Origin of the sequence: Actinospica durhamensis (genome assembly GCF_018139695.1) — a bacterium.
In the GTDB taxonomy this organism is placed as follows: Bacteria; Actinomycetota; Actinomycetes; order Streptomycetales; family Catenulisporaceae; genus Actinospica; species Actinospica durhamensis.
This window is the reverse complement of the sequence record NZ_JAGSOG010000076.1, coordinates 17,950-33,410: the sequence shown is the minus strand read 5'-3', so window position 1 is coordinate 33,410 and position 15,461 is coordinate 17,950. Positions and strand designations below refer to the sequence as shown.

12 protein-coding genes are annotated in these 15,461 nt (G+C 73.9%); 4 read left to right on the top strand and 8 right to left on the bottom strand.

Annotated elements, in window-relative coordinates:
* The first annotated feature begins 95 nt into the window (after positions 1–95).
* Both scpB and KDL01_RS16885 read left to right on the top strand, forming a co-directional pair.
* Positions 96–623, top strand: coding sequence for an SMC-Scp complex subunit ScpB (gene scpB, locus KDL01_RS16890; protein WP_368861584.1), 528 nt, complete (start codon positions 96–98; stop codon positions 621–623).
* Positions 624–698: 75 nt separating this feature from the next.
* Positions 699–1,496: a pseudouridine synthase gene (locus KDL01_RS16885; protein ID WP_212529464.1), complete on the top strand. Its 798-nt coding sequence runs from the start codon at positions 699–701 to the stop codon at positions 1,494–1,496.
* Positions 1,497–1,562: 66 nt separating this feature from the next.
* Here KDL01_RS16885 and KDL01_RS16880 read toward each other — a convergent pair whose 3' ends face one another.
* Positions 1,563–2,546 (bottom strand): GNAT family N-acetyltransferase, encoded by a 984-nt coding sequence (locus KDL01_RS16880; RefSeq protein WP_212529463.1) that lies wholly within the window; start codon positions 2,544–2,546, stop codon positions 1,563–1,565.
* 140 nt (positions 2,547–2,686) lie between these two features.
* On the opposite strand from KDL01_RS16880, the gene pepN reads away from it, so the two are divergent.
* Positions 2,687–5,233: an aminopeptidase N gene (pepN, locus tag KDL01_RS16875; RefSeq protein ID WP_212529462.1), complete on the top strand. Its 2,547-nt coding sequence runs from the start codon at positions 2,687–2,689 to the stop codon at positions 5,231–5,233.
* Between the two features lie 71 nt (positions 5,234–5,304).
* Here pepN and KDL01_RS16870 read toward each other — a convergent pair whose 3' ends face one another.
* The 3 genes from KDL01_RS16870 to KDL01_RS16860 all read right to left on the bottom strand — a co-directional run bounded on the left by KDL01_RS16870 (position 5,305) and on the right by KDL01_RS16860 (position 7,074).
* Positions 5,305–5,637, bottom strand: a complete 333-nt coding sequence (locus KDL01_RS16870; RefSeq protein ID WP_212529461.1) for a winged helix-turn-helix domain-containing protein — start codon at positions 5,635–5,637, stop codon at positions 5,305–5,307.
* Positions 5,634–6,122: a hypothetical protein gene (locus tag KDL01_RS16865; protein WP_212529460.1), complete on the bottom strand. Its 489-nt coding sequence runs from the start codon at positions 6,120–6,122 to the stop codon at positions 5,634–5,636. Before KDL01_RS16865 ends, KDL01_RS16870 begins: the two co-directional genes overlap by 4 nt.
* A gap of 145 nt (positions 6,123–6,267) precedes the next feature.
* The gene (locus KDL01_RS16860) at positions 6,268–7,074 is read right to left on the bottom strand and encodes an AraC family transcriptional regulator (RefSeq protein WP_212529459.1); all 807 of its coding nucleotides are present in this window, start codon (positions 7,072–7,074) and stop codon (positions 6,268–6,270) included.
* Between the two features lie 49 nt (positions 7,075–7,123).
* On the opposite strand from KDL01_RS16860, the gene KDL01_RS16855 reads away from it, so the two are divergent.
* Positions 7,124–7,618, top strand: coding sequence for a DUF2000 domain-containing protein (locus KDL01_RS16855; protein WP_212529458.1), 495 nt, complete (start codon positions 7,124–7,126; stop codon positions 7,616–7,618).
* A gap of 34 nt (positions 7,619–7,652) precedes the next feature.
* Here KDL01_RS16855 and KDL01_RS16850 read toward each other — a convergent pair whose 3' ends face one another.
* From KDL01_RS16850 to KDL01_RS44580, 4 genes are read right to left on the bottom strand one after another with little or no spacing between them, the layout of a single operon-like run.
* Complete coding sequence (locus KDL01_RS16850; RefSeq protein ID WP_246576536.1) at positions 7,653–8,420, bottom strand: ABC transporter ATP-binding protein; 768 nt, start codon at positions 8,418–8,420, stop codon at positions 7,653–7,655.
* Positions 8,413–9,429, bottom strand: coding sequence for an ABC transporter ATP-binding protein (locus KDL01_RS16845; protein WP_212529457.1), 1,017 nt, complete (start codon positions 9,427–9,429; stop codon positions 8,413–8,415). Before KDL01_RS16845 ends, KDL01_RS16850 begins: the two co-directional genes overlap by 8 nt.
* A gap of 6 nt (positions 9,430–9,435) precedes the next feature.
* Positions 9,436–12,180, bottom strand: coding sequence for a hypothetical protein (locus KDL01_RS16840; RefSeq protein WP_212529456.1), 2,745 nt, complete (start codon positions 12,178–12,180; stop codon positions 9,436–9,438).
* Positions 12,177–15,329 (bottom strand): FtsX-like permease family protein, encoded by a 3,153-nt coding sequence (locus KDL01_RS44580; RefSeq protein ID WP_212529455.1) that lies wholly within the window; start codon positions 15,327–15,329, stop codon positions 12,177–12,179. Before KDL01_RS44580 ends, KDL01_RS16840 begins: the two co-directional genes overlap by 4 nt.
* Between the last annotated feature and the right edge of the window lie 132 nt (positions 15,330–15,461).

Sequence of the window (15,461 nt, the reverse complement as noted above, 5' to 3'; positions counted from 1 at the left end):
CCGGCGCTCCGAGCGCCGAGCCCGCCTGGCAGCTGACCGGCGGCGAACTCGCCGTGCCGCTGCCCCCGCTCAAGACCTGCCTCGAGGCGATCTTGATGGTCGTCGACGAGCCCACCACCGTGATCGCGCTGGCCCAGGTGCTCGAGCGACCCAAGGCCGAGGTGGCCGAGGCGCTGATCGAGCTCGCGGAGGAATACACTGTCCAAGGACGCGGGTTCGAACTGCGCGAGGTGGGCATGGCCGGCGACGGCGGCCGCACCGGCTGGCGGATCTACTCGCGGGCCGAGTGCGCGCCCGTGGTGGAGCGGTTCGTGCGCGACGGCCAGCAGGCCAAGCTGACCCAGGCCGCGCTCGAGACCCTGGCGGTGGTGGCATACCGCCAACCGGTGAGCCGGTCGAAGGTCTCCGCGATCCGCGGCGTCAACTGCGACGGGGTGATGCGCACGCTGCTGGCGCGCGGCCTGGTCGATGAGTACGGCAGCGACCTGGAGACCGGCGCCGTGCTCTACCAGACCACCGGCTACTTCCTGGAACGGATGGGCCTGCGGTCCCTGGAGGAACTGCCCGACCTCGCCCCGCTGCTGCCCGGCGCGGCCGAGGTCGAGATCGAGGACTTCGCCTAGCACCGTCGGGCGCCGCGGCCACCGGCCCGGCCCGTACGGATACTTCGAGCACTGTCAAGGAAAGGCACGACGACGATGGAGCGGCGCACAGCCGGAGCGGGTCGCGGCGGAACGAGCGGCGGCCGGCGACCCCTGGCCGACCCCAACGAGGAGGGCGTGCGCCTGCAGAAGGTGCTGGCCGCGGCGGGCATCGGCTCGCGGCGGGTGTGCGAGGAGATCATCGAGATGGGCCGGGTCAGCGTGAACGGGAAGCGGGTGACCGAGCAGGGCATGCGGGTCAAGCCCGAGTCCGCGGTCATCCACGTCGACGGCCTGCGCATCTCCTCGGCCCCCGACGCCTTCTACGTGGCCTTCAACAAGCCGCGCGGGGTGCTCTCGGCCATGCACGACCCCGACGGCCGCCAGACCGTCGGCGACTACGTGGCCGACCGCGGTCAGCGGCTCTTCCACGTCGGACGCCTCGACGCCGACACCGAGGGCCTGATCCTGCTGATGAACGACGGCGAGCTGGCCAACCGGCTGGCCCACCCGTCCTACGGTGTGCAGAAGACCTACCTGGCCCGGGTCGAGGGCATCATCCCGCGGGACCTGGGCAAGCGGCTGCGCGAGGGCATCGAGCTCGAGGACGGCTTCGCCCGGGTGGACTCGTTCCGGATGGTCGACGCGGTGGGCCGCAACGCCCTGGTCGAGGTCGTCATCCACGAGGGCCGCAAGCACATCGTGCGGCGGCTGCTGGCCGAGGTCGGATTCCCGGTCGACCGCCTGGTGCGCACCCACTTCGGCCCGATCTCGCTGGGCGACCAGCGCCCCGGCAAGGTGCGCAACCTCAACCAGCAGGAGATCGGCTCGCTCTACAAGGCCGTCGGGCTCTGAGCGGAACGTAGGGGTAGAGGCTGCACGGGCCGCGGCGCGAAGTCCGGCGGCGGCCCGCGGCCCCGGTCAGACCGCGCCGAGCACCCGGTTGTAGACCACCATGGTGCGCACCGGCGCGAACCCGTGCCGGGTGTAGAGGCCGAGGGCGCCGGAGCGATTGTCCGCGTCCACGTTCAGGGTGGCCGTCACATAGCCCTGACTCCGGGCGTGCGCGACGGCGTGCCCGATCAGCGCCGAGGCCGCCCCGCGCCGCCGGTAGGCCGGGGCGGTCCCGATGATGGCCAGGTGCACGTTCTTCGCCCCGGTCGCCCGCTCGGCCGCCGCGTTCGCCCCGGCCAGCAGGTACCCGGCCACCGCCCCGTCGGCCGCGTCCCGCAGGATGAAGCTGAGTTCGGGCCGGAGGTGGGCCGCGTCGCGCAGCAGCCGCTGCCAGGTCTGCGCGGTGTGCGGGATGTAGCGCCAGTGGTCCTGGAAGGAGCTGTTGTGCTCCAGCCGCACCGGTTCGGCGAGTCCGGCGTGGAACGGCACCAGTTCGAGGCCGGCCGGAACCTCGGCCGAGGGCGTCGGCGTCTGCTGCGACAGCCTCATCTGGGTGAAGTAGCGCAACGGCGTGAACCCCTCGGCCTCGAACAGCGCGCGGGCCCGCTCATCGGCTTCCGGAGCGCGCAGGGCCAGTTCCAGCGGACGTCCGGGGAAGAAGTGCCGGTGCGCCCGCGGCGCGAGATCGACCAGCCAGCGGACCAGTTCGGTGCCCACGCCGCGGCCGCGGTAGTCCGGACGCACCCCGCCGTTCGTGTTCATCCAGTGCGCCGGATCCGCCGAGGTGCGCCGCTCCAGCCGGCCGTAGCCGATCAACCGGTCCCCGTCGAACACGCCCTGGAACCCGTCGAACTCCGGTGTGCCCAGCGGATTGCGCAGCAGGGAGCGGAATCCGTCCTCGTCGCTGCGCCAGGCGTCGATCCCGGCGTCCGCGGCCAGCGCGTCGAGCAGTTCCACGTACGCCCGCGCGTCCGCCTCGACCAGCGGCCGGCGCTCCAAGTCCTCGTCCATGGCCGGCACGGTATGCGGGAACGGGGGCCGGGAACAACCGATTTCGCCGTGGCACGAGCACACACCACACAGGATTTCCCGCGCATATGCTGGTACGGACATCGAACGTTCGGCCACCGCGTACGGCGAAGGAACAGCGCATGCCCATCGCAGAAATCACCCGCTCCGAGTCGGCCGCCCGCGCCGCCCTGCTGCGGGTGGACAGCTACCACGTCTCGCTCGATCTGACCCTCGGGGAGAAGATCTTCGGATCCACCTCGGTGATCCGCTTCTCCTGCGCCGAGCCGGGCGCGGACAGCTACGCCGACCTGGTGGCCGAGCAGGTCCACTCCGTGACCCTCAACGGGCGCGAGATCGACCCGGACACGGCGTACGCGGACGGGCGGATCGCGCTGGCCGGGCTGGCGGCGGACAACGAGCTGCGGGTGGTCGCCTCCTGCGCGTACGGGACCGACGGCGGTGGGCTCGGCCGGTACACCGACTCGGCCGACGAGAAGGTGTATACGTACTCGAACTTCGAGCCGTCGGACGCGCGGCGGGTGTTCGCGAACTTCGAGCAGCCCGACCTCAAGGGCGTCTTCCACGTCGAGGTCACCGCGCCCGCGCACTGGACCGTGCTGAGCAACACCCCCGCGCCCGAGCCGGAGCCGGACGAGGTCGACCGGGCCGTGGCCACCTGGCGCTTCCCGGCCACCGCGCGTCTTTCGACCTACCTGATCTGCGTCACCGCGGGCGAGTACGAGGTGGTGCGCGGCTCGCACACCACCAGCCGGGGCCAGGTCGTGCCGCTGGAGCTGGCCGCCCGCGCCTCGCTCGCGCGCCACCTCGAGCCGCAGGACATGTTCCTGATCACCGGCCAGGGCCTCGACTTCTTCACCGAGCTGTTCGACTGCGACTTCCCGTACCCGAAGTACGGCCAGATCTTCGTACCCGAATTCCGCGCCGGCGCGATGGAGAACCCGGGCCTGGTCACCTTCACCGAGCGGCTGCTGTTCCGCTCGAAGGTCACCGACGCGCTCTACGAGACCCGCGCCGTGGTGATCCTGCACGAGATGGCGCACATGTGGTTCGGCGACTACGTCACCATGAAGTGGTGGGGCGACCTGTGGCTCAACGAGTCCTTCGCCGAGTTCTCCGGCACCTTCGTCTCGGCCGAGGCCACCCGGTTCACCGACGCCTGGACCACCTTCGCCAACGGCCGTAAGACCTGGGGCTACGCGCAGGACCAGCTGCCCTCCACCCACCCGATCGCGGCCGACGTGCAGACCCTGACCGAGGCGCTGGCCAACTTCGACGGCATCAGCTACGCCAAGGGCGCCTCCGTGCTCAAGGCCCTGGTCTCCTACGTGGGCCGGGAGGAGTTCTTCGCCGGGCTGCGCGCCTACTTCACCGAGTACGCCTGGAGCAACGCCTCGCTCGGCGACCTGCTGGCCAAGCTGGAGGAGGCGAGCGGGAAGAACCTGGCCGAGTGGTCCAAGGCGTGGCTGGAGACGGCGGGCCCGAACACCCTCGGCGCCGACTTCGAGCTCGACGACGAGGGCCGGTTCCGCGGCTTCACCGTGGTGCAGAGCGCGCCCGACGCGCACCCGCACCTGCGGCCGCACCGGATCGCGGTGGGCCTCTACGACCGGCGGGACGGCCAGCTGGTGCGCACCCGCCAGGTCGAGGTGGAGATCGACGCGGCCCGCACCCCGGTGCCGGAGCTCGACGGCCTCGCGCAGCCGGATCTGGTGCTGCTCAACGACGACGACCACACCTTCGCGCTGATCGAGTTCGACCCGCGTTCGCTGGCCACCCTGGAGGAGTCGATCGGCGACTTCGCCGAGTCGCTGCCGCGGGCGCTGTCCTGGAGCGCGGCGATCAGCATGATGTACCAGGCCCGGCTCGCGGTCTCGGCCTATGTGCGGATGCTGGCACGCGGCATGGCGAAGGAGACCTCCGTCTCCGTGCTCGAATTCCTGCACGCGCAGGCCTCCATCGCGCTGCGCCGCTGGGCCGCGCCGGAGCGGATCGCCGCGGGCAAGGCCGAGCTGGCCGCCGCGGGCCTCGACCTGCTGCGCGCGGCCGAGCCGGGCAGCGACTCGCAGCTGGCCTGGGCGCAGCTGGTGGCGTGGACCGCGTCGAGCGCGGAGCAGCAAGAGTTCATCAGCGCTCTGCTCTCCGGCGCGCAGAGCGTGCCGGGCCTCGAGGTGGACACGGAGCTGCGCTGGATGCTGGTGCGCCGGCTGGCCGCACTCGGCAAGGTCGGCGACGCCGAGATCGACGCCGAGCTGCAGCGCGACGCGACCGACCAGGGCCGCAACCACGCCCTCGGCGCCCGCGCGGCGATCCCCGACGCCGAGCACAAGGCCGCAGCCTGGCAGCTGCTGATCGGCGAGGAGCTCGGCCCGGACGCGGTCCGCTCGCTGGCCGCCGGCTTCGGCGTGGGCGAGCACGCCGACCTGCTCGAGCCCTACGGCGAGCGCTACTTCGCGGACCTGCCGAACCTGTGGGAGCAGCGTCCGGAGCAGATGCGGGCCCTGCTGGCCGAGGTCATGTTCCCGTACGCCTCGGCCTCCGAGGAACTGCTCGGTCAGGTCGACGCCTTCCGGGCGGGCCACGACTGTGACAGCTCCCTGACACGGGTGCTGGTGGAGGCGCGCGACGGCGTCGAGCGCATCCTCGCCTCCCGCGCGCTCGAGGGCTGAGTCTCCCGGCGCTGAGCGAGGCACGACCGTCACGATGGTCGTGCCTCGCTCTCGTTCTGACGCGGTTTCGGCTACCCGTGCTCGGATGACGGGCCGGGCGCGACCACCGATCTGCCGGCCGCGGCGACGATCTCCTGGAGCGCCAGCACATGCCGGTCGAAGGCGGTGCGGCCCTCGCCGGTGAGCCGGGCCGAGGTGCGCGGCCGCTTGCCGACGAAGGCCTTGCGGATCTCGACGTAGCCGGCGTCCTGCAGCGTGGTGAGCTGTTTGGACAGGGCGGAGTCCGACAGGCCGACACTGTCGCGCAGGACTGAGAAGTCCGCCCACGTGGTCGCGGCGAGGAAGGCGACCAGCGAGAGCCGGGTGGGCGCGTGGATCAGCTCGTCGAACCGGGGCGTGCTCATCCGCGGCTCCGGGACCGGCGCACCAGGACGGCCGCCTCGTACCGCACCAGCATCGGCCCGCCGATCGCGAACAGGACCGAGGCCACCACACTCGCGATCGTACCCGGATAGGACACCCCGGCCGCGTGCAGGCCGAGCGCGGTCCCGATCGCCACGCCGAGCAGGGCCGCGATGGAGCCGACCAGCACGGCCACCACCCAGCGGGCGTTCGCCGGGGCGGCCAGGGCGCGGTTGACCGGCGCGGCGCGGGCCGCGCGGGAGACCGGCAGGTTGATCAGGATCGAGCCGACGACGAACAGGGCGAGGCCGATCCAGACGACCACGCCGCGCCCGGACTCGATGCACGCCGTCAATCCCACCGTCAGGACGCCCTGGGCCCACCAGAACCAGCCGGGGAAGACCCGCCGCCGGATCACCTGCTCGCGCTGCCGCTCGATCTCACCCAGTGCGCGCGCGGCGTCCTCCGGTTCGATGCGATCGCTCATTTTCCCTCCCGATAGTACTTTCCCACTAGGGAAGTACATCGGGGCCGGGCGCACCACAAGTACCGGGCACGCGGCGGCCGGGCGGGCTCGGATCTCGGTGACTGCCTCGGATCCTGGTGACCGACTCGGATCCCGGTGACGGGCTCTACGCCTCGAGGCGTCCGCTGCGGGCGAAGCGGCCCGGCGCGGTGCCCAGGATCCGGGTGAAGTGCCGGGTCAGGTGCGGCTGGTCGTAGAAGCCCGCGGCCGTGGCGACCTCGGCGGGCGGCATGCCGGACAGCAGCAGCCGGCGCGCGTGGTCCACCCGCAGGCTGGTCAGGTACTGATGCGGGCTCATGCCGTACTCCCGGCTGAAGGTGCGCACCAGGTGGGCCGGATGCGCGTGCAGGAGGGCGGCGGCCTCGGCGAGGGTGAGCCCGGAGCGGAACCGCTCGGCCAGCAGCTCGCGCAGGGCCCGCGCGAGCGGCGGATCCGGGAGCGCGACGCCCTCCCCCACCCGTCGCCGCAGATGTTCGCTCAGCCGCTCGGCGACCAGCGCCAGCCGGCTCTCCGCCTCGAACTCCTCGCCCGGCCGGACCAGCGCGCCGTGGATAAGGTGGATCCGCCTGCGCAGCGGCGCGTCGAAGAGCACTGGCTGGTCGACTGCGCGTCCGATGAGTTCGGCCGGCAGTTGAGCGGCGTCCAGATAGACGACCCGCTTGCGGAATCCCTCGGACGTGGCCGAGCGCCCGTTGTGCGGTACGTGCGGCGGCAGCAGGGTCACGGCGGAGTCGACCAGATGCGCGTGCCGGTCCAGGTCGTAGCGCACCGCGCCGTCGTCGACCAGCAGCAGCGTCCACGACGCGTGCGCGTGCATCGGATAGGCGTGGTCGACGAAATGAGCGTGCAGCACCTCGGTCACACCCGTCACCGCCGGATGCCACGCACGGAACCCCTCGTGAGCGGCTGCCATGCAAAGATCGTACAAGACCCACCGCGCGCGGACGGGTTGAATCGACGACATGGACACAGCGAAGGAAACGCCTGCCACCCCTGCCGTCGAGACTCCCGCCGACGCCCCTGCCGAGACCGGGGCTCCGCGCCCGTTCAGCACGAAGATCGCCGTCGTGCTGCGCGAGGACCTCGAGACCTGGCAGCGGTTGAACGTCACCGCGTTCCTGGTCAGCGGTATCGGCAGCGGCTTCCCCGAGGTGATCGGCGAGCCGTACGCCGACGCCGACGGCACCGGCTATCTGCCCATGTTCCGCCAGCCCGTCATGGTGTTCGAGGGCGGCAAGGAGCAGCTGACCGCGTCGCACGCCCGGGCCGTGGCCCGGGCCGCGGACGTCTCGCTCGCCGTGTTCACCGCCGACCTGTTCGCCACCGGCAACGACGAGGACAACCGCGCCGCCGTGCGCGCCGTCGGCCGCGACGCGCTGGACCTGGTCGGCGTCGCGGTCTACGGGCCGCGCAACGCCGTGGACAAGATCGTGAAGGGCGCGCGCAAGCACCCGTGAGCCGGGACCGGCGCGCGGCCCCGCGGAAACCGGCTCAGCGGTCCTCGACCAGGCGCCCGTCCGAGATCGTCAGCACCCTGTCGGCGAGCTCGATCATGGCCTGGTCGTGGGTGGCGACCACGGCCGTGACGTTCTCCGAGACGACCACCGCGTGCAGCAGCTCCATGACGTCGCGGCCGGTCTGCGAGTCGAGCTGGCCGGTGGGCTCGTCGGCGATGAGCAGGCGCGGGGTGTTGGCCAGGGACCGCGCGATCGCGACCCGCTGCTGCTGACCGCCGGACAGCTCGCCCGGGCGCTGGGCCCGCTGCTCGCCGAGACCGACCAGCTTCAGCAGCAGACTGACACGCTGCTCGCGCTCCCCGGCCAGCGTGCGGCGCACCCGCAGCGGGACGCCGACGTTCTCGGCCGCGCTGAGGATCGGCAGCAGGGAGAAGTTCTGGAACACGAAGCCCACCGTGTCGCGGCGCAGCGCGGTCAGCTCGCGGCGGGTGGGCCGCAGGCCCTCGCCGAAGACCGGCCTGCCGTCGATGCTCAGGCTCCCGCCGTCCGGCCGGTCGAGGCCGCCGAGCAGGTTGAGCAGCGAGGTCTTGCCCGCGCCGGAACGGCCCACCACCGCGCACAGCTGGCCGCGCGGGATGTCGAAGGAGACGTCGTCGACGGCGTGCACCTGCCGGTCGCCGCTGCCGAAGGTGCGCCGCAGGTTCCTGGCCGCAACCATGACCTCGGACTCGGCGGCCGGGTCGATCCTCAGGGCACTGTCCTGCTCGTTCTCGCCGTGGTCGCGGGCGGTGTGGTCAGTCATCGCTGGCGTCCTCGGAAGAGATGGGGGCGGGCGCGGGCGGCGCGGGCGGACGGGTGTGGCCGGGCCAGACGCCGACGTGGTCGGGGTCGAGCGTGAGGCGGACCCGGTCGCGCAGCCCGGCGGCGTCGGTGTACTCGCGCGGAAGCTGGACCCGGCCGGCGCGGTCGAGCACGGCGTACTGCTCCGCCACCACGCCCGTGCCGGTGCCGGTACCCGATGCGTCCGCTCCGTCCGCGTCGGCCGCGGGGTCGAGGCCGGCCCGGAGCGTCTCGGTACTGATACGCCCGTCGCGGATCTCCACGGTGCGCCCGACGTGTTCGGACACGGCCTTGTCGTGGGTGACCACGAGCACGGTCACGCCGAGTTCGCGGTTCGCGCCGCGCAGGGCCTCGAAGACCTGGGCCGCGGTGGCGGAGTCGAGCTCGCCGGTCGGCTCGTCGGCCAGGATGACCTCGGGCCGGTTGGCCAGGGCGGTGGCGATGGCCACCCGCTGCTGCTGGCCGCCGGAGAGCTGGGTGGGGCGCCGGTCGCGGCAGTCGGCCACGCCGAGCAGTTCGAGCAGTTCGAGGGCGCGGGCGCGCCGGGCCCGGCGGCCGCCGCCGGCGAAGGCCATCGGCAGCGCGACGTTGTCCGCCGCGGACAGGAACGGCAGCAGGTTCTTCGCCGTGTTCTGCCAGATGAAGCCGACGGTGGCGCGCCGGTAGCGCAGCCGGTCCCGCTTGCTCAGCGCGCCGAGATCGAACCCTGCGACGGTGGCCCGGCCCGCGGTGGGGGCGTCGAGGCCGGAGAGGATGCCGAGCAGGGTGGACTTGCCGCTGCCCGAGGCCCCGACGATGGCCATCAGCTCGCCCCGCCCGACCAGCAGGTCGAGGCCCTGCAGCGCCTGCACCTCCACGTCCTCGGTCTGGTAGATGCGCACCACCCGGTCGCACACCACGTGCGCGTCGCCGCCGTAGACCTCGGCGGGCCCGCTGACCGCGGCCTCGAGTCGGTTCAGTTGGCTCAGCATGCCGCCTCACCCGCCTGTTCGTTGGAAGGAAAGCTGGGCCTCGCGGCCGAATCCGGCTCCCGCCGTGGTGACCAGCACGCCGAGCGCCGGCACCGCGAGGGCCGCGAGGAGCGCGCCGGGCGGGAGTGTGGCCAGGGTCGGCCGGGGCACGCCGCCGATCGCGGCCAGGGCGGGCAGCAGGGCCTGCGCCGCGCCGTAGCCGGCCGCCACCGCGGCCACGCCGATGGCCAGCAGCATCGGGACCGTCTCGAACACGGAGACCGCCGCGGCGGAGCGCCGCCGGGTGCCCATGGTGAGCAGGAACGCGCTGGAGGCCGCCCTGGCCTTGGCCGTCGCGGCCGCCGCGAGCAGCACGCAGGCCGCGGCGAGCAGCACGTCAAGCACCCCGGCGGCGCGGCTGATCCAGGCGGACAGGGCGGAGAGCAGATCGTTGCCGTACCCGCCCATCGTCTCGGCCCGGGTGGCCACGGCCGAGGCCGGGACCCGCGCGGCGGCCGCGGGCGGCGCGGTGACGCCGGGCTTGTAGGTGTACCAGGCCACCGTGCTGCCGGTCTGGAACGCGGGCAGCGCCTGGCTCAGGCCCGCGCGCGGGACCACCAGGTACGAGGAGGTGCCGGTGGCCGGCGGGAACGCGGCGGCCGAGCCGAGCGGCGCGAGGTCGAGGGTGTTCTCGGCGAGCACGATGGTGGGCCCGCTGCCCGAGGGCAGCCCCTGGACCAGGCCGAGCAGGTCGGCGGAGACCAGGGCCGGGACCGTGCCCGCGGAACCGTGCGCGGCGCTGAGGGCATCGAGTTCTGATTCGACCGCCGGGGTGTCCAGCGGCGTGCCGCGGATCAGGCCGCGGTACTCGGCCGGGTCCACGACGTAGACGGTGACCGAGACCCCGCCCTGCGGCACGAGCAGCGACTGCTCGGCGAACACGCTCGCCTCGGCGTGCGCGGCGATGCCCGGCGCGGCCGCGACCGCGGCCAGCGCGTCCGGATCCAGCGCGCCCCCGCTGCCCGCGACGGAGGAGACGCGCAGATCCGCGCCGACGTACTGCCAGGACTCGGTGACCCGGGCCGTGCCGAGGGTGGCGGTGAAGCAGGAGGCGAAGACGGCGGCGGTGGCCGCGGCGGTGAGCGCGCCCGCGGTGACCAGGTCGACGGTGGGGCGGCGCGCGGCGGCCGCGGCGGCCAGGTAGCCGACCAGCCCCCGCCCGCGCCCGGCCAGCCGGGCGGCCGGGCGCACCAGCAGCGGTATCAGCATACTGACCAGAACGGCGGCGTCCACGGCCAGGACGCTGGGCAGCAGGGCCGTGAGCGGATCCACGCCGGTGCCCGTCCCGGTGCGCATCCGCACCCCGACCACGGCGACCGCGCCGATCAGCAGCGCCGTCCCCCGGCCGATCCAGCGCGACCCGCGCCGCCGCCGCGAGGCCGACGCCACGCGCGGGGCACGGGCGACCACCGAGGCGGCCAGCACCGGCGCCCCGAGCGCGCCGCAGCCCGCCACCGCCCACTCCAGCGCGCCGTGGCCGGCCGACGATATCAGGGTTCGACACAGCAGCAGGGCCAGCACGGTGGCGGGCACGCACACCAGCAGGGCCTGCACGCCGATCCAGCTCGCCAGGACCGCTCCGGAGGCGCCGCGGGCCCGCAGCAGCGCGAGGGCGGTGCTCTGCCGGCCCAGCAGGATCCTGATGGCCAGGAAGAGCACGGCGAGCGCGATGGCGGCGGTGCCGGCCAGGGCGAACTCGGCCAGCGCGCTCGCCGACGCGTCGAGCGTGGCGAAGGCGTCCAGGGTCGGCGCGAGGTGGGTGGAGAAGGTGTCGGCGGAGAACGCGGCGCCGAGCCCGAGCAGGTTCGCCGAGCTGATCCGGGACTTGATCTCGGCCGAGAGCGTCGCGGCGGCCGAGCCCGCGAGGCCGTCCGGTTCGAGGTGGTAGCGCCAGGTGGCGTGGGCCGGCTGCCAGGTGGTCACGACGGACAGGGCGGCCGGGGGGACGAGCACCTCGGCCTCCCACTGCATGTTCGACTGCCCCGCGTACGGACCGAGCTGCGGCACCCACTCGTCCAGCCGAGGCTGGACCAGCGTGCCGAGGTCGTCGAACGCGTGCCCGGAACCAGCACCCGCACCCGTGCCGCCGGACGCGGCGAAGATGCCGCTGACCTGGACCGTGAGCCCGGCGCCGCCGGTGGGCGGATCGAGCACGAGCCGGGTGCCGACGCCGAGTCCGAGCTGGTCGGCAGTGGCCTGCGACACTCCGATCGGCAGCACCCCGGCCGCGGTGCATCCGCCGGCCGGGCAGGCGGGCGCCGAGCCCTGCACGTAGCGCGCGGCCGCGGTGGCCTGCGGCGAGGAGGCGAGGCTGAGCTGGGGCGCCCAGGTGACCGAACGATGCCCGATCACGGCCGCTTTGCGCCAGGTCCCCGGCTGCGCGATCACGGCCGTGTGCACCGGCGTGACCGCGCCGGCCAGACCGCTCGGCACCAGCGCGTTGGTCTGCGCGGTGGCCTCGGCGAGCGTCGCGGCCGAGGCGGCGGAGACGGTGGAGGTGGCGGTCAGGTCCGTCTGCGCGGCGGACTGGGCGGCGAGGTAGGCGCGGAAGGCGGAGGTGGTGTGCGCCGCAACGAGCCGGTCGCCCGCGATGAGGCTGCCGCTGAGCACGAAGGCGAGCAGCGCCAACACGGCCAGCGGCCCGCGCACCGCCCCCACCGAGCGCGCCAGCGCCCGCGTCTCCAACCGCGCGTGTCCGGCCATGGCGGTCACCGGCTCGCCTCCGACTCGGTACGCAGCAGGGCACTGATGGACACCCGTGCGGCCACGATGCCGACGCAGGCTGCCGCGGCAAGGACGCAGAGGGCTGCCAGGGCGGCGGAGCCCAGGGCTTCGGGCCAGGGGGAGACGGCGACCGGCGTGGGGATGGCGGCCGAGCCGTTGCGGGCCACGATCGTCACCGGGACGATGCGGTCCGCGAGCAGGGAGCCGATCAGGCAGCCGGCGACCACCGCGACCACCGCTTCGAAGGCCTGCTGGATGCCGAAGGCGAGGGCCACGCGGCCGGGATCGAGGCCGAGGGCGCGGGCGATGGCGATCTCGCGGGCGCGGGAGCGGACCTCGTTGGCGAGGCGGGTGGCGAAGCCGATGAGGGCGAGCAGCGCGACCGCCACAGCGGCGATGCGCAGGGCGCCGGCCGGGCCGCTGCGGACGGGGTCGGCGGCGTAGTCGGCGCGGACGGTGAGCCGGTCGCTGACGGTGCCGCCGAGTCCGGGCAGCCCGGCCACCTCGGCGGCGAGCGCGTCGATCCGGCCGGGGCGCGCGGTCAGCCACCACTCCAGGGTGCCGACCAGGCCCGTGCCGGCGCTCTGCGCGTACGCGTCCACGTCGGCCTGGTCGAGCAGCAGGCCGTCGGCGGACGGGGCGACGGTCGGGATCGCGCCCGCCGCGCCCACGATCCGCACCGGCACCTGCACCCCGTCGACCACGATCACCGCCGTGTCGCCGACGTGTTTGCCCGCGGCGGCCAGGAATCCGGGCGTGGCCACCGCGCCGATCGCGGTGACCGGGGTGCGCTCGGTCGGGATGGCGGAGACGATCGTGGTGCCCTGCGCCTGGGTGGTCGTGGACTTCCATATCTCGGCGGCGGGCAGGACGACGCTCGCGCCGTCGGCGGTGGCCTCGCGCACCGCCATGCCGGACCCGGCGGCCACGGCGGGGCCGCCCGCGGCCGCCTGCGATATCAGAAGATTGAGCCGGGTCAGCCGTAGCGGCCAGGCCACGTCCGTGCCGGCGCCGAGCACGCGCGAGAGCGGCAGTCGGATGTGCGCGGAGGATCCGGCGGGCACCGCGACGTAGAGCGACTCCGCCTCGCCCGCGTCGGCGGCGAAGGTGAGCTGGAGACTGCCGCCGGTGCGCGCCACCGCGCCGGTCAGGCTGAGGTCGAGGGCGAAGGCCTGCGGCCTGCCGGGCAGGGTGAGCCCGGGTTCCGGCGCGATCCGCCCGGCCGCGGCGGCGGAGACCAGCGGCTGCGTCAGGCCCTTGATTCCGTCGGGGCCGAGGTCCGCGCGCAGCTGCCCGGCCACGGCCAGGCGGGCCGGGTCGGCCACCAGGATCTGGGTCGAGCCCTCGGAGCCGTCGGCGCCGATCGACGCGCTCAGCCTGGTCACCTCGGCCGCGCCGGCCGCGTCCGGCAACGCACCGCAGGCCCCGGCTATCTCGAGCGCCTGGTCGTTCACCCCGACCACGCGCACGTCCGCGCCCACGCTGTAGTCGGCCTGGTCCAGGGCGGAACGCTGCGACGCGGAGAGGTACCCGCCGGCCAGCACGACCGTGCCGATCGCCATCACCAGCAGCACCACCGGGCCCGAGGACGCGCGCCCGGCCCGGGCCGCGGACCAGGCTCCGTACGGCGCGGCCCAGCTGCGCGCCCGGGCCGCGAGCAGCTGCATCACCCGGCCGGCCAAGGGGATCAGCCGCAGGCTCAGCACCGCGCAGGCGAGCACGGCGAGGGCGGGCGCGAGCACCACCACCGGATCCACCAGACCCTGCGCGGCCTCGGCCGGGCCGTGCGCGGCGAGTTCCGCCAGCGCGAGCACGCCGAGCACGACCAGCGCGATCTCCGCGCCCAGGCCGAGCACGGCGCTGCCGCGGTTGCGTTCGACGTCGACCGGGCGCTGGGCGGCGTACCCGGCGAGGGTGGCGGTGCCGGCCAGCCAGGCGGCCGCCGCGGCGGCCCACACGGCGGTGCCGAACCCGGGCACGGCGCCCGCGGTGGAGACGAGACCGGCCAGCGGCCCGGCCAGGAACACCGCGGGGATCTGGGCCAGCGCGCACAGCACCAGCGCCTCCAGCGCGCCGCACGCGGCGAGCTGGCGCGGCCGGGCGCCGCGCGCGAGCATCAGGGCCGTGCTGGCGCGGCGGCCGGCCGCGAGCAGCCGGGCGGTGAAGGCCAGGGCGCAGCCGGAGACGGCCAGCAGCAGCACGCACGGGATGGCGATCGCGGTACGGGCCACGGCCAGCGCCTGCACCGCGCCGCCGAGCAGGGCGGAGAGCGCGTCGTGGACGGACTCCGAGCCGCCCAGCTTCTGGTCGGAGGCCAGCACGCTCGTCAGGGTGCTGACGGAGGAGGTCACCGCGCCGAGGTTGGCGCCGGTCAGCCCGGCGAGGTCGGGGCGCACCAGATAGGTGGCGGAGGCCAGGTTCAGCGTGAGGCCCTGGAAGTCGCTCGAATCCACCAGCAGCGGCACGCCGACGCCCAGATTCCGTTGCACCAGCGCGGAGAAGGGGTCGGAGCCCGCGTCCAGCTGAAAGATCCCGACGACCAGGATCCGGCCCTGGGCGCCGAAGGAGGAGAAGGGATAACTCGACCCGACGCTCAGGTGGTGGGTCTTCGCATCACTCTGCGCCACCGCGACCTCGAGCACGTCGCCGGTGGCCGCGGCCGGAAAACGGCCCTGCAGCAGCCGGGCGTGCGCGGAGGTCTGCGCCGAGGCCCAGAAACTGAGCGGGGCGGAGCCGGCCGGGATCGCGGTGCGGTCGCCGTGGCCGTGATGAGCTGCCGAGGACGACGGCGAGGAGGCCGGGGCGGCGGCGCCGAGCAGGGAGTAAGCGGTCTGACCGTAGAAGACGGCGTCGGACTGCGCGGACAGCTGCGGCAGATAGGTGCGCACGTCCTGGGTGAGCGCGGCCTGCGCGGCGGACGGGTCGAGGTTTCCGGCGCTCTCGTCCAGCTCGATCTGCAGCTGGGACGGGCTCGCCTCGCGCAGCATCCGCAGCACGGTCTGCTCGCGGGTGGCCGAGGCGAAGGAGGCGATGGTGGTCAGCGCCGTGCTCGCGGCCAGCACGGAGAGGAACGCGGCCAGCAGCACCCAGATCTGGGTGCGCGCGCGGCGCGCGGTCATCCCCCACAGACCCCACACGGCTCTCCCCCTCCTGACACCCCGTCACGATCGTCGACGATCTCATCCGGGTCTCGTCCAGAGTAGAAGACCACGCAATTGTATGCAACATACGCATATGCGACGCCCGCCCCCGACCAGGTCGGAGGCGGG